At 68.9% G+C, this 12,827-nt stretch carries 16 protein-coding genes; 4 read left to right on the plus strand and 12 right to left on the minus strand.

Going from position 1 to position 12,827, the window contains the following annotated elements:
• Nucleotides 1-100: 100 nt before the first annotated feature.
• Nucleotides 101-400 (plus strand): DUF7008 domain-containing protein, encoded by a 300-nt coding sequence (locus ACU6WZ_RS09730; RefSeq protein ID WP_447033958.1) that lies wholly within the window; start codon nt 101-103, stop codon nt 398-400.
• Between the two features lie 41 nt (nt 401-441).
• Here the strand turns inward: ACU6WZ_RS09730 and ACU6WZ_RS09735 are convergent, their stop codons facing one another.
• The 8 genes from ACU6WZ_RS09735 to ACU6WZ_RS09770 all read right to left on the minus strand — a co-directional run bounded on the left by ACU6WZ_RS09735 (nt 442) and on the right by ACU6WZ_RS09770 (nt 5,712).
• Nucleotides 442-651 carry a DUF397 domain-containing protein gene (locus tag ACU6WZ_RS09735; protein ID WP_447032709.1) on the minus strand — a complete coding sequence of 70 codons (210 nt, stop codon included), beginning with the start codon at nt 649-651 and terminating at the stop codon, nt 442-444.
• Nucleotides 633-1,475, minus strand: coding sequence for a helix-turn-helix domain-containing protein (locus ACU6WZ_RS09740; RefSeq protein ID WP_447032710.1), 843 nt, complete (start codon nt 1,473-1,475; stop codon nt 633-635). Before ACU6WZ_RS09740 ends, ACU6WZ_RS09735 begins: the two co-directional genes overlap by 19 nt.
• Before the next feature lie 624 nt (nt 1,476-2,099).
• The gene (locus tag ACU6WZ_RS09745; protein ID WP_447032711.1) at nt 2,100-2,756 is read right to left on the minus strand and encodes a contact-dependent growth inhibition system immunity protein; all 657 of its coding nucleotides are present in this window, start codon (nt 2,754-2,756) and stop codon (nt 2,100-2,102) included.
• A 13-nt stretch (nt 2,757-2,769) separates the two neighbouring features.
• Nucleotides 2,770-3,069, minus strand: coding sequence for an RNase A-like domain-containing protein (locus ACU6WZ_RS09750; protein ID WP_447032712.1), 300 nt, complete (start codon nt 3,067-3,069; stop codon nt 2,770-2,772).
• Nucleotides 3,070-3,128: 59 nt separating this feature from the next.
• Nucleotides 3,129-3,692, minus strand: coding sequence for a hypothetical protein (locus ACU6WZ_RS09755; RefSeq protein WP_447032713.1), 564 nt, complete (start codon nt 3,690-3,692; stop codon nt 3,129-3,131).
• A gap of 125 nt (nt 3,693-3,817) precedes the next feature.
• The gene (locus ACU6WZ_RS09760) at nt 3,818-4,192 is read right to left on the minus strand and encodes an RNase A-like domain-containing protein (protein ID WP_447032714.1); all 375 of its coding nucleotides are present in this window, start codon (nt 4,190-4,192) and stop codon (nt 3,818-3,820) included.
• 50 nt (nt 4,193-4,242) lie between these two features.
• The gene (locus ACU6WZ_RS09765; protein WP_447032715.1) at nt 4,243-4,788 is read right to left on the minus strand and encodes a hypothetical protein; all 546 of its coding nucleotides are present in this window, start codon (nt 4,786-4,788) and stop codon (nt 4,243-4,245) included.
• Nucleotides 4,789-5,388: 600 nt separating this feature from the next.
• Nucleotides 5,389-5,712, minus strand: coding sequence for a WXG100 family type VII secretion target (locus tag ACU6WZ_RS09770; protein WP_447032716.1), 324 nt, complete (start codon nt 5,710-5,712; stop codon nt 5,389-5,391).
• Between the two features lie 5 nt (nt 5,713-5,717).
• On the opposite strand from ACU6WZ_RS09770, the gene ACU6WZ_RS09775 reads away from it, so the two are divergent.
• Nucleotides 5,718-6,077, plus strand: coding sequence for a WXG100 family type VII secretion target (locus tag ACU6WZ_RS09775; protein ID WP_447032717.1), 360 nt, complete (start codon nt 5,718-5,720; stop codon nt 6,075-6,077).
• A 373-nt stretch (nt 6,078-6,450) separates the two neighbouring features.
• On the opposite strand, the gene ACU6WZ_RS09780 is transcribed toward ACU6WZ_RS09775, so the two are convergent.
• Complete coding sequence (locus ACU6WZ_RS09780; RefSeq protein WP_447032718.1) at nt 6,451-7,311, minus strand: tyrosinase family protein; 861 nt, start codon at nt 7,309-7,311, stop codon at nt 6,451-6,453.
• Nucleotides 7,312-7,330: 19 nt separating this feature from the next.
• Nucleotides 7,331-7,828, minus strand: a complete 498-nt coding sequence (locus tag ACU6WZ_RS09785; RefSeq protein ID WP_447032719.1) for a tyrosinase family oxidase copper chaperone — start codon at nt 7,826-7,828, stop codon at nt 7,331-7,333.
• A gap of 197 nt (nt 7,829-8,025) precedes the next feature.
• Here ACU6WZ_RS09785 and ACU6WZ_RS09790 point away from each other — a divergent pair, with 197 nt between their 5' ends.
• Nucleotides 8,026-9,336, plus strand: a complete 1,311-nt coding sequence (locus ACU6WZ_RS09790; RefSeq protein ID WP_447032720.1) for a cytochrome P450 — start codon at nt 8,026-8,028, stop codon at nt 9,334-9,336.
• Nucleotides 9,337-9,516: 180 nt separating this feature from the next.
• On the plus strand, nt 9,517-10,800 hold the full coding sequence (locus tag ACU6WZ_RS09795; protein ID WP_447032721.1) for a glycoside hydrolase family 26 protein: 1,284 nt from the start codon (nt 9,517-9,519) through the stop codon (nt 10,798-10,800).
• Here the strand turns inward: ACU6WZ_RS09795 and ACU6WZ_RS09800 are convergent.
• Both ACU6WZ_RS09800 and ACU6WZ_RS09805 read right to left on the minus strand, forming a co-directional pair.
• A complete protein-coding gene (locus ACU6WZ_RS09800) occupies nt 10,751-11,953 on the minus strand; it encodes a GNAT family N-acetyltransferase (protein WP_447032722.1) in 1,203 nt (400 codons plus the stop codon). The genes ACU6WZ_RS09795 and ACU6WZ_RS09800 overlap by 50 nt on opposite strands.
• Complete coding sequence (locus ACU6WZ_RS09805) at nt 11,953-12,660, minus strand: YveK family protein (protein ID WP_447033960.1); 708 nt, start codon at nt 12,658-12,660, stop codon at nt 11,953-11,955. The genes ACU6WZ_RS09800 and ACU6WZ_RS09805 overlap by 1 nt, the downstream gene beginning before the upstream one ends.
• Nucleotides 12,661-12,827 lie beyond the last annotated feature (167 nt).

A 12,827-nucleotide genomic window follows, 5' to 3' on the forward strand; every position in this document is an offset into this window, starting at 1 on the left:
GGCGCCGGACGGGAGTCACCGGACTCGGATCGAGGTGGGCGCGCGGCAGGCTTGACGTGCCATAGGAGCGTACGGACAGAGCAACGCCGCCACCCCCGTTCTGTACGGCTGGGCAGGCTGGGACCACCGCGAGCAGGGGTACGCGCTCGACGCGTATATCTGCCCCCGTCCCTCGCGGGGCTGCTGGAACTCCAGGCCGCCCTGGCTGGACTATTGGCACCACGAGTTCGACGCGAACTTCGGCTCCTCCCCCGCCGCGTACTTCCGGGGCGACCGCCAGATGATCCAGGGCGAACACGGCCTCAAAGACGACAACCTGCGCGCCTGGCGCCCGGTCCCCGCCATGAAGGGTGCCAAGAAGAAGAAGTCCGCGCACGAAGACGCCGACGGCCCCCGTTGATCAGTCGCTGGTCAGCGGGAGCTGTCTCGTGAACCGGCGCCTCAGGCGCGCAGCTCACCGTCCTTCACAGCGGACACGAACGACGTCCAACCGCTTGCCGCGAACGTCAGCACCGGACCGTTCGGGCTCTTGCTGTCGCGGACAGGGACGACGTCGATGAAGCCGTCAGAAACCTCAACGCACTGGCCGCCATCGGAGTTGCTGTAACTGCTCTTACGCCAAACGGCAACGCTCAGGTCGATGGATCGCACGGGACTTCCTCCAACAAGCGCAGGATGTGCTGACGCGACTCGCCTGGGGACAGCGCCAAGTCGCGCACCGAATCGTACATTTGCTGAAGCTCCTCAACCTGGCGAGACGCCTCAAGCAGGCTGCCGTGGCTTGCACTCTCCACGTACGCCACCGTACGCCCCTCGGCGACGCGCAGGAACATCACGTCGGTACTCGACAAGCTGTGCGCACCAGCACAGTGCGGCAACACCTGCACGACGACCTTCGGCCTGCCGGCCATCTCGAGCAGATGCTTCAACTGCTCCCGCCACGCAGCCGCCTCCCGAAGCGGCGTACACAGCACCGTCTCCGAAAGGATCGAGCGGAAATGGGGTGCGCTCTCGCCTTCAAGCAGATCGCGCCGCGTGAGCCAAGCTTTCACCTGCTCGTCAATCTCCTCGCCCTTGAGGCGCCCAGCCGCAAGCACTTCCCGCGCATACGCCTCCGTCTGCAACACCCCAGGCAGTACACCCACCGCGAAGTGCCACAGGCTCGTCGCCTCCGCCTCCAGCGCCATATACCGCCGGTACCGCTCCCGGAACTGCGTCTGGTCGCTCACCGCCAGCTCCCACAAGGCCAACAGCAGCCCCGGCGTCCCGTAGTGGTGGTCCAGCGCCTGGACCACCTCCGGCCCGCCCAGCGTCTCGCCCTTCTCCATCTTGCCGAACAACGACCAGTCCCAGCCCAGCCGTTCACCGACCTGCCGCAGACTCTCGCCCCGCCCGGTGCGCAGGAGCCGCAGCTCCTCCGCGAACCGCGCGCGTGCTTCCCTGCTGCGGCCCGTGACCACTCGCCTCGTCGGCATCGCGCCCTCCGTGGAACGTGTGGAACATCCGTCACCCGCCTGGGAAGCACCACCCACCCTTGGTGTGCCGCGCCCCCCGGCCAGGCCATTTCCGTAACGACCCTCTCACGCACGGTAATTCAGGCCGCGCGACCAAGAGGGCGAATCCGCCCAAGAACAACCGAAGGAAGACGCCATGACACCCAAGCCGCCCCTCCCCCGCAGGACACCGCGGCACACCTCCGCCCGTACGGCCACCGCTCCCGCCGCCCCGGCCGGACAGGCCGGACGGGCCGGACGGGCCGGGGACGCCAAGATCCAGGAGGCCATGGACGCCCGCGACGCCCTCGCCACCGCCCTCTCCCGGGCCGACGTCCCTACGCGTACAAGAAGCGCCCGCTCTCGGCCCGTGCCCTGCGGGACGCGGAACTGGCGCCCCTGATCGTCAGCATCTACCGGGACAACTACAGCGTCCCAGGTGAAGCGGGGGTAGTGGGGCTTCCCCTTGATCGTGGACACCTGGAGACTGGGCTGCCGAGACTCCGGCGTTACGTCCGCCGACCCTGGTCGATCTGGACGACGGGGGAGTCCCAGGTCGCTGACCTGTGACTTCGTGCACGAGTGGATGGCGGTCTCAAGGCCTGATCAGATGCTGGGCAGCGTCGTCGCCAGCGACTGGAACCAGGCGCCGTGGGAGAACGGCTCGGGCGGGCCGACCTCCATGCCGAGTTCGGCGGCAGCCAGGGCGTAGTCGCCCTCGTCCAGGGGGAGGGCGAGCAGCTCGTGGAGTTCGCCCACGAGGCGTGCGACCAGTTGGGGGTCGGTGGTGGCAGCGTAGTCGGCGACGGCGGCGTCGTGGTCGGGGAACTCGTCGACGATGTCCTGCGAGAACCAGCCACCGAGCAGTTGCGCGGTTTCCGGGAAGCGCATATGCCACTCCCAGTGAGTCTTCGGGGACGACGGTTTCGGAACGTCGCCTTCCTCGATGCTCTTCTTCAGGTGGTCGGCCAGCACCATCAGCCAGTCGCCGACCTCCGACTCGGGAATCCCGGTGTCCGGGATCGCGTAGAACTCGCCCAGGCCTTGCCGGATGCGGCCCGGCGGGTTGCGGCTGTACTCCCGCAGCTGGCGCTCCGCCTCCGCGATGGCCGAGGGTCGGGTGTGCCAGGTGTGCCGGAGGTACGCGTCCAGCGCGTGGCTGCGCCGCTTGGGGGTGTCGTCGGCCGGCTGCCCCAGGTACCCGCGCATCACCTGGTCCAGCTCGCCGTACCGGCGGTCGTGTTCGAGGGGCTTCATGGACATGTGCGTGCGGCCCCTACAGGTAGAACGGAACAGTCGTGCGGACGACGAACCCGTGCGGGCTCCCCGGCTCGCGGCGCAGCACCACACGCGCCGCGCGGACATCGGCGGGCCCGCGGCCCGCCAACAGCTCGGCTTCCAGCTGGACCCGGCCCACGGGCTCCTCGCGGGACGGCCAGGCAGCCTCGATCGTGAGGCGGGCCCGGGTGCCCTGGGCGAGCCAGCGATGGATGACCTGCTCGTTGGCGGTCACCACCTGCTGGGTGGCCCACTGGGCGGTCTCCCGGTCGGGATAGGAAGCGGAACGGGTCAGCACGCGGGCATCCTCTCAAATCACCTGGTCAGAAGCTGCGCTCGTACGGGTCGGCGGCCGGATCAGTAGTCGGCGAAGTTCCAGAACAGGCCGACCTCGGTGTCCGTGACGATAGCGAGGCCGCTGTCCTCCGTGTAGACGCTCAGCGGGTTGTACGACCGGCTCGACGTCGTGAAGTCCAGGGTGCCGCGCGCGGTGTCGGGCTTGTAGACGTTGGTGTGATAGGTGGCCTCGTCCCCGTAACGCGCGAGGATCGTGCGCGCCATCGTCCGCAATTCGTCCGGGGATTCGGCGAAGTACTGGAGGTTGGACAGCGTGCAACCCTCCTCGGTGAGGGCGAGGAGCAGGTTCTCGGCGCTGTCCCGGTCGATTCTCTGGAGGCGCGGCGCGACGTACTCCGGGGGGTGGACGGCGAAGGGGTACGTGGGGAACCCCGCGCGCTCCGGATCCTCAGCCGCGTCGTCGACGTGGGCCCAGCCCCGCGGGTCCGGGAGCCGGGCCATCACGGCGAGGACGTCGAGCGTCCAGTCCTCGTGGCGGCGCGGTCCGGTGGCGATGTACGCGTACGCGTCCTCGTACAGGTGACGTACCGCGGCGTCCCAGGACGACTGGTCGACGGACGGCATATGATGCGGGCCTTTCTCGGGGCTTTAGAGGGTCTGCGTGTTCTGGGGCCTGTAGGGCATCGACGTCATGACCGTGAACGGCGGGTTGCGGCTGCTGTCGTATTTGAGGCGTGCCTCGATGCCGTTCACGGAGTACGCCTTGGCGTCAGGCCCCCCCCCTGTTTGTACCCGGACATTGGGTCGTTCGGGTCCACGGGCTGCTTGCTCACACTGCGGCCGGAGGTTTCGCCGTTCGGCGCGGTCGACTGGAACTTCTCGACCTTCCCCTCCTCCGGCGGTGGCGGGCCCTTGATCCATGCCTCGATGGCGGCCTTGTTCTTGTTGAGGGTGTACTCGGTCAGTTCCTCCGCCCGCTGGTAGCAGGCCGAGGAGCTGTTGGGCAACGGCTTGCCGTACGGCCAGGTCTGGGTCGGGCCGCCCGACTGCTGGTCGCGCAGGCGCTGCGCGAGCTGCTCGTCCGTCTTGCCGACGTGCTTGTCCAGCGTGTGGCCGTTCGCCATGTACTCGTTCGCGGCGAGGTTCAGGTCGTACGTGCCGTTCGAGTCGACCTTCAGCCAGACCTGCGAGCCCCTGACTCCTCCAGGGCCCGCGTGCCGAAGCCGTGAGCGCGCGCGACGCCGGCCTCGAACTTGGGGGCGCTCAGGTGCGCCTCGTCCAGCGGCTCCTTCAGCGCCTCCATACGGGTGGTCAGGCCTCCCAAGATGCCGGTGTACTTGTCGACGATCCCGTTCAGCCTGCCCGTGTCGATGTTCAGCACCGTCTTGACGTCGAACGACAGGATCAGGCCCGCACCCTTGCCGATCACGGACGTGACGGCGCCGAGGACGCTCTTGGGGTCCTTGGGTTTGGCGAGGTCTTCGATGATCTCCTTGGCGGCCTTCCACATGGCGCGGTGGAGCTCGTCCTCGACGTCGCGGTTCAGGTCGACGGCGGCCTCCGCGTACTCGCGAAGGATGGTGGCAATGTCGTCGGCCGTGTCCTTCAGCACGGCCATCACCGGCTCGCTGCCCGAGGGAACCCGCGGCTGGCCCTGGCCGGCGCCGACCGTCTGACCCCACTGGTAGCCGTGGAACGACCGCCCCCATCGCGGCCACAATGGAGACGTTCATCCAGCTGTGGCACAGGGAGTTGAGGTAGTGCTGCTGCGGGAAGGGGTGGACGTCCGCCACCCTTCCGACCCGGAACACGTTCTTACACAACGGCTGGAGGACGTCCCGGACGATTTCGGGGATGCCCTCCATCAGGCCGCGCAGGAAATCGTCGCCCCCGTCGTCGTCGCCCCACTTGATATCGGGTATCGAGCCGAAGTTCGGGGGCCTGTCGATGACCGCGGGCCGCGGGCGCTGCTCGGCCGTCTTCCCCGGCTTGGGGTGGGCCGACACGTCAGCCCTGGTGTAGGCGTTGGCCGTCTCGGTGAACCCGACCGCTACACCGCCAACGCTGAGCACGGACCGGCCCCAGACCTCCAGCCAGCGATTGCCGATCTTCCTGTACGCCTGGGCGAACTTCTGGGCCTCGGTGCCGGCGCCCCCTGCGTCGGGGTACTTACCCAGCTCCTCCAGAAGCTTGTTGGCACCGCGTACCAGGAACTCCTGTTGCACGGCGACCCGGCCGGAGACCGACCAGAGGTCACTCGGCTTGACGTCGATGGTGCCGTTACCGCCCAGCGACTGAGCGGGTGCGGGAGGGCCGGCCATCAGGCGCCGCCTCCCCAGCCTTCGAGTACGGACCTGTTGGCCGCGGCGTAATTGAGGTGCCCCTTGACCACGACCTCGTGAAGCCAGGCCTGGGTGGCTTTGAGGTCGTCGGCGGAGCGCCCCCACTTGTCCAGCTCGTCGATGAAAGCCTCACGGGCCTCGCCGTCCCAGCTCAGTACGGCTTTGGTGGCCCGCTCGTACAGCGTGTCCAGCTTCTCGTTGAGGGTACGGAGGATGGCCTCCAGATCCCCCGAAAGGCGCTGCAGGGTGGCGAAATCGACGGTGATCCGGTCTTCGTCCGGCATGGTGCTGATACACGTCATCGGAGTTGAAGAAACTCGCGGACGATCTGGATGACATGCAGGAGTATCTTGGCAAACAGGTCAAACGCATGGACGAGGTTGTCGACAGCATCGAGGTCGGCTGGCGCGGTCGCACCGCCAAGGCCTACCGAGCTCTCCATCGTGACGCCGCGCAGGATGCCGTTCGCATCCAGCAGACCATGCAACTGCTCGCGCTGGGGGTCCGTTTGAGCGAAGACGGCTTCACGAAGCAGGAACTCGAGACCCTCGACCAGTTCCGCAGCGTCCAAGTTGACGTCGGCATCGAGGGAGCCGCCGACGCCCTTTCCACGCCGGCGGCTGCGCCCACCCCGCCAGCACCCCGCAGTCGCCTGAACGATTTTTGACGCATAGTCAGTGTGAAGGCCGAGACGATCTCGGTGACCATGACGCTCCCACCGGTTCCATACCTGAATGTCTGTCCATGCCACACGTGGCGCACGCGCCCGTGAGCGCTCTCAGTCACCAAACAGCAAGTACGTGACTATGCCAGGAACCCGCCCGGCCGCCGTGTACGTCACCTCCTGGGCGAGTTCTACGCCCTCCTGGACGCCGGGTTGTCTCCGGCCGACGGGGGCCATGGCGTCATCGGGCGTACTCCCTCGAAGAATCCTGATCTAGCTGTTCCGATTCGGTCGTCGGGTGCTTTCGGGTCCGTCGGCCGATGAAAAACGCGATGCCCCGCCAGACAGGTGTGGGCGGGGCATCTGTCACTCCTGATTAGTCGTACCGGTAAAGGTTCTGGTGTCCGAGGAGCTTCGCCGGGGGCACATTCCACGGGGGCATCGGCTCGTGGACGCTGTAGACCCGCCCTCGCTGCGGATCGGACGCGCGCAGCCGGCGGCCCGGCAGGTAGCCGGACCTGGGGTGGGCCTGCTGCCAGCGGTCCCAGAGCAGGTCCATGAATGCGTGGTGGAGCCAGAACACCGGGTCGTTGGGCGAGGTTCCGCCCAACATCGTCCCGCCGATCCACCGGTGGACCCGGTTGTGGTTGCCCCACCGCTCGCCGCCCTGGACGCCCCAGCCCTCGCTCTTGTTGCGGAAGCCCGTGGCCGCCGTCCCGTCCCAGGGGGCCGCGTCGTAGACCGGGTCGCCCAGCGCATGCGCCACGTCGCGTGCCGTGGGCAGTGAGATCGGGGCGGACGGACGCCCGAGGTTACGGGCGAGGAACCCCCCGGTGGTGACACTTTCCCGGAGGCTCCAGTTGCCGGTCGACCAGGCGAAGGGGCCCGTCATCACCTGACGGTCGCGGGCCCGCCCGTTGCCTCCGAGGAAGTCCTCCGCCCACAGGGACGCGGCCGGGCTGTTGTCCTTCGTCCAGTCCCAGTACGGGACGGACACCCCGGCGTCCACGGCCTGAAGGGCGCGCTCGAATTCCAGGAGATACTTGCGGTGCCAGGGGAAGAACGACGGCGTCATGTGGCTGACCCGTGGCCCGCTGTCGCCGTCGGAGACGAAGTACTCGGCGTGCACGGTGACGAACTCGTCGTACCTGCCGGAGCGTTTGAGCTCCAGGATCGCGCTCACCAGGCGCTTCTTCTCCGTACGGGTGAGATTGCGCTGATTCTTTCGGATGTGCACCGCCGAGGTTCCTCCCGGTTCAGAGGCTGTGCGAGGGGGACGCCGACAGCTGGGCGTCGCCCAGCTCGTCGACCGCCGCACGTGCCACGGCGAGCAGTGTCGGGAACGACTCGTAATGGTTGACCAGGCTCAGATAGGTGCCGTCGGCGCGCCGCATGACGTGCAGCGGTCTGCCGTCGATACGCACCTCGGCGTTCACCGCCGTCGCGACGGACATCGCCCCGCCGTAACGCCTGTGCCGGTGGCGGGCAGCCACCGGCATCCGGCCGTTCGCGGCCCCCTGGATGTGCCGGCCGCGGTACGTCTCGGCGAACCTCTCTGTCGCCGCGCCCCGGGCGGGCTCCCGGCCCGGCGTCGCGGGTGCGGTGTCCGGCCGCTTGCCCAGGATCGGTGCGAGCGCCGCCGCGGTGCCCGCGATCACGCCCGCGGTGAACGCGGCCCGCAACGCGACGCGACGGGTGAGGAAGCCATCCAGGAGGTGTCCGGTCGCGGTGTTCCTTCGTCTGATCAGGCCCATGCCGTATGCCTCTCACCTCGGCCCGCTGTTGCCGTGTGCACTTGCTTCGCTGGGCACAACGAGGCTGCGGCGAAATAGTTCTCGTGGCGGGCGTTGGCGCAGAGTTCTGCAAAGTTCCCCTGTCTGCGCCAAAGGCGGCAGAACTGAGATGAACGGATATGAAAGGAAATATCGAGGAAGTACACAAAGATGGGGGTATGACGAACCCGACGCGGACCCCTGCACCGCACACCCGGCCCACCCAGCAGACCCGGCCCACCCAGCACACCAGGCCCACCCTGCGGGCGCAGAACGCCGATCTCGCCGATCCGGCCTTCTGGCAACTGCCGCGTGCCGAAAGACTGAAGGCCTTCGCCCTGCTGCGCGGGCTCGACGCTCCCGTCCACTTCACGGACCGCACCCCGCAGGGCTTCTACGCGCTCGTCAAACACGCCGACGTACTGGAGGCCAGCCGGCAGCCGCGTCAGTTCGCGAGCGCCCCCGGCGTCACCACCCCGGAACCGGCCGCCTGGGCCAAGGCCGTCTTCGGGAACTCCATGGTCAACATGGACGGCCCCGAGCACGCCACGATGCGCCGCATCGTCTCGCGCGCCTTCACCCCGCGCCTGCTCGCCGCAGCGGAGGAGGACATCCGCGCCGTCGCCCGGCGCGTGGTCGACGAGATGATCACCGAACGGCCCGGCGACTTCGTGCCGTCGGTCGCTTCGCGCATGCCGTTCGAGGTCATCTGCAATCTGATGGGTATCCCGGAGCGTTACCGCCCGGAGATCGCCGACCGCGTCAACCACGCCTCGGAGAACGTGGGCGTCAAACGCGGCGTACGCGCGCGGCTGAGGGTGCCGGGGCGCGGACTGCGGGCGCTGGCCCATATGCAGCTCGTCATGGCGAAGCTCGCCCGTGACCGCCGTCGCAACCCCACCGACGACCTCGTCTCGGCGCTCGTCCGCGCGGACATCGACGGCCAGGCACTCTCCTCCCGCCAGCTCGGCGCGTTCTTCTCGCTGCTGCTGGTCGCGGGAGTGGAGACGACGCGCAACGCCATCTCCCACGGGCTGACGCTGCTGACCGAACACCCGGAGCAGCGGGCACTGCTGGAGTCCGACTTCGAGCGGTACGCCGACGGAGCGGTGGACGAGATCGTCCGCCACTCGACGCCGATCATCCAGTTCCGCCGTACGGTCGCGGCCGAATGCGTGCTGGGCGGGCGCGAGTTCCGGCCCGGCGAGAAGGTGGTGCTCTTCTACGCCTCGGCCAATCGCGACGAAGCGGTGTTCACGGACCCCGACGTCTTCGACATCACCCGCGATCCCAATCCGCATCTCGGGTACGGCGGAGGCGGGCCCCACTACTGCCTGGGGGCACATCTGGCCCGGCAGGAGATGAAGGTCCTTTTCCACGAACTGCTCACCAGGCCACGGGGGCTGCGCGCGACCGGCCTTCCCGAGCTGGTCGACTCGAACTTCGACAACCGCGTCCGGACGCTGCCCTTCACCTTTGGCATGTCCTGAAGCTTGACCAGAAGCCTGGCCAGAAGCCTGACGGAATCGGGCTTCTTTCACCCGAAAGGCCGAGTTGGAGGCGGCCCGTATCGCCAATGGCCTACTGACGAGCATTCAGAGATCTCATTAATAGGACTTTCTGCCTAGTGTCGGTCGTGTCGGAATGAACGATCGACCTCAGGAGGAGTCATGTCCGGACGGCGCCGTCTCACCGGCACCTGCATCGGGACGGTTGCCATAAGCCTCGTGGTCGCCGGTGGTTTTCTCGGGCAGGGTGCGGCGGCCACCGCCGTGCCCGGCGAGGCCTCTGATCCGACTCCGTCCGCGTCGCCCAGACCGTCCGCGTCGCCGTCGGCCGGCAGTACGCAGCGGCCGGCGACCCGGCCCGTGCCGCTTCCCGCCGCCACCGCCACCCAGGCCCCGCAGGGCGGCGTCGGCGCGTACCTCCATTACGGTCCGGCGGGCGTGCGGCGGATGGCCGCCCTGTCCAAGTGGCTGGGTGGCGCGGAACTGACCGTCGGTCACACCTACCTGCCAGGAGACCTCTGGGTGAACATCGAGGGCCGCCCCGGGTTCCTGCGCAGCTGGGCCGACTGGCGGCGCGGCGCGGACAACCGGATGTTCGTGCTCAACGTGCCGATGCTGGAGCGCAACGAGAGCCGCCTGTCCGACGGCGAGGTCCGCGGCCTGCTGCGGGCCGGGGCGGCGGGCCGCTTCGACCAGCACTTCCAGAAGCTGGCCACCCGCCTCGTCGACCTGGGCGTGCCGGACACGGTGATCGTCCTCGGCTGGGAGATGAACGGCACGACGTACACGCATCGCTGCGGGCCCGACCCGGCGGCCTGGAAAACGTACTGGAAGCGGATCGTCACGACCATGCGGTCCGTGCCGGGCCAGAAGTTCCGCTTCGACTTCGCGCCGAACCGCGGCCGGGACGCGGTGCCGTGGACCGAGTGCTACCCCGGGGACGATGTCGTGGACATCATCGGCATGGACTCCTACGACCAGCCGCCCGGCCAGACCTTCGACGAGCACGTGTCGGATCCGTACGGGCTCCAGAAACAGGTCGACTTCGCTGCCGAGCACAACAAGGCGATCTCGTATCCGGAGTGGGGGCTGTTCCGCAACGGCGACAACCCCGAGTACATGCGCCGCATGCTCGACTGGATGGACCAGCACAGGCCGCTCTACCAGACCATCACCGACTACTGCCCGCACGGTGTGTGGCAGTGCGACGACAACCCCCGGTCGTCGCGGGTCTTCCGGTCGAAGCTGTACGGGGCGCAGGCGCCGAAGCCGACGCCCACGACCCCGCCGGTGCCCCCGACCCCGACCCCGCCCACCAAGCCCACTCCGCCCGACAACAGCCGGTGGTGCGTCCCCATGGAACTGGGCGAGTGGCTCAACCAGTGGATGTCGGACTTCAAGTTGTGCGTGAAGCTCCGGCCGTCGAAGGACTGGCCGTCGCCCTGACCACACCGTCCGCCCGCCAGCTGTTCAGCCGGTCCCGCCAGTCACGCGCGGCGGGGAACCGTGTGCTCACGGTCTCGGCGGCCCGGTCCCGCATGGTCACCTGCGACTCGCGCAAGCGCAGCAGGGGCTCCATGCCGGACCGGGCCAGCAGCAACCGCTGGTTGGTGACGGTCTCGGGCCGCCAGTGGTTCTTGTACGGCTCCGCCCCGCGCAGCAGGCTCAGCACACCGCGGCCCGAAGCCGCGGCCAGCTCCGCCTCCTGGCGCAGCAGCATCGTCGCCACGTCCACCTTCTTCTCCCGCAGCCCCGGATCGGCCCCGTACAGGTAGCCGCCGGACAGGAGGCCGGACTGCAGGGTCATGCTCACGGCCACCACCTTCTCGTCCAGCCGGAACTCGGTGACCGCCGCGTCGCCGTCGCGCAGCATCCGCCGGGTCGCCCGCACCAGGTGCTCGGCGAAGCGCGGCCGCAGGTGCTCGACCGTGACGCCACGGCCGCGCCACTGGAGTTCGTGCAGGTGCAGCAACCGGCCTACAGCGCCCGGCAGCTCGTGCTCGCGCACCACACGGCCCTCGATGTTCAGCGCGTCGATCTTGCGAAGCTTGGCGCGGACGCGCTGGGCCCTGCTGCTCTGCATCCGCCCGACGAGGGCGTCCATCGGTTCGGCGGGCAGCTCCATGCAGACGGAGTCGGTGAGGCGGCGCCGGGTGCCGGTCCAGTTCTCGTACAACTCCTCGGCGGCGGCGCCCGGCCGTACCTCCCGCAGGTCTACGACGGTCTGGCGTGCGGCCCGGTCGAGTCCGCGCTCCAGCGCCGCGATCGCACTGGCGCGGTCGTCGTCGTCGACGAGGACGTCGAAGAAGTCGGAGATCGCGCCCCCCATGGGGACGAGCAGCGGCATCGGGCGGTGTACGAGCATCAGTGGCGCCGCGCCGATCAGCCGGCCGTGGCGGCGGACCAGGACGACGCGGAGCCGGCCGGCCGTACCGTAGGAGAGCCACCAGGAGTGCAGCCAGGCGTGGCTCTGGAACGGTGTGGACGCGGCGCAGCGGCGGTGCAGCGCGTCCCATGCGCCGCGCAGCGCGGCGAACCGATGGGGGTCGCGGCACAGGGTGACGACGATGCCCCGCTGATCTGTGGCCTTCGTGCCCATCACACCAGCTCCCGCTCGGCGTTGACGGACGCGGCGGCGGACGCCGACGCGGGTGCGGCCGCGGGCCCCGGAACGGTGGCGGAGCCGGCCGTCCGGGTGCGCCTCGGGCGTACGAGCAGGACCAGGCCGCCGATCAGGCAGCCCGTGGACAGGCCCACGGCCGCGCTGATCGGGACGGACGGGGAAGCGGGCTCGGTCGGCGGGATGGCCTGTGAGAAGACGAGCAGCTTGACGCCGGTGTTCTTCGAGACGCTGTTGCTGCTGACGAAGACGGCGTCGGCGACGGCGTTGGCGATGTCCGCGGCCTCGGCGGGCCGGGTGGCGGTGCCGGTGATCGCGATCATCGGCGAGTCCGGTGACGTCTCGGCCTGCACCCGCTCACGCAGCCGCGCCGGCGCGATGCCCGCCGCCACGCGCGCGTACGCGAGGGTGGAGTCGGTGGTGGTGAGGCGGCCGTAGGCCTGAGCGTAGCCGAGCGCCGCGGTGGGCTCGGTGCCCTTGGTGGGGGTGGCGACGACGTAACTGGTGGCCGCGTACTGGGGCGTGGTGAGGGCGCCGTACGACAGCCCGCAGGCCGTGCCGAGGAGCGCGCACAGGGGCAGGGGCCACCAGGCGGGGAGCGGGCGGCGCTTCGCCCGGAACTTCGCGAGGAGCCGCAGAGGGTGATGCACGAGGAAATTCACGAGGAGCCTTTTCGGGAACCTCACGCGAAGCCGGCTGATCCGTCCGGGGGCGGCGGGCTTCTCCTCGGGCGACTCGGGGGACTCGGGCTTCTGACCGGGCTTCTGCTCGAGCTTCTGCTCGGGTGGCTTGTTCAGCTTGCTCGGCGGCCTCCGCTTGTTCGGCTTGCTCGGCTCGGTCGGCTTGTTCGGCT

This window comes from Streptomyces hypolithicus (genome assembly GCF_052934925.1).

What these genes read in the sequence shown, in the direction of transcription:
- ACU6WZ_RS09740 (WP_447032710.1), bottom strand. Translation starts at nt 1,475, where the DNA reads ATGCCGACGAGGCGAGTGGTCACGGGCCGCAGCAGGGAAGCACGCGCG.
- ACU6WZ_RS09745 (WP_447032711.1), bottom strand. Translation starts at nt 2,756, where the DNA reads ATGTCCATGAAGCCCCTCGAACACGACCGCCGGTACGGCGAGCTGGAC.
- ACU6WZ_RS09755 (WP_447032713.1), bottom strand. Translation starts at nt 3,692, where the DNA reads ATGCCGTCCGTCGACCAGTCGTCCTGGGACGCCGCGGTACGTCACCTG.
- ACU6WZ_RS09760 (WP_447032714.1), bottom strand. Translation starts at nt 4,192, where the DNA reads ATGGCGAACGGCCACACGCTGGACAAGCACGTCGGCAAGACGGACGAG.
- ACU6WZ_RS09770 (WP_447032716.1), bottom strand. Translation starts at nt 5,712, where the DNA reads ATGACGTGTATCAGCACCATGCCGGACGAAGACCGGATCACCGTCGAT.
- ACU6WZ_RS09785 (WP_447032719.1), bottom strand. Translation starts at nt 7,828, where the DNA reads ATGGGCCTGATCAGACGAAGGAACACCGCGACCGGACACCTCCTGGAT.
- ACU6WZ_RS09790 (WP_447032720.1), top strand. Translation starts at nt 8,026, where the DNA reads ATGACGAACCCGACGCGGACCCCTGCACCGCACACCCGGCCCACCCAG.
- ACU6WZ_RS09795 (WP_447032721.1), top strand. Translation starts at nt 9,517, where the DNA reads ATGTCCGGACGGCGCCGTCTCACCGGCACCTGCATCGGGACGGTTGCC.
- ACU6WZ_RS09800 (WP_447032722.1), bottom strand. Translation starts at nt 11,953, where the DNA reads ATGGGCACGAAGGCCACAGATCAGCGGGGCATCGTCGTCACCCTGTGC.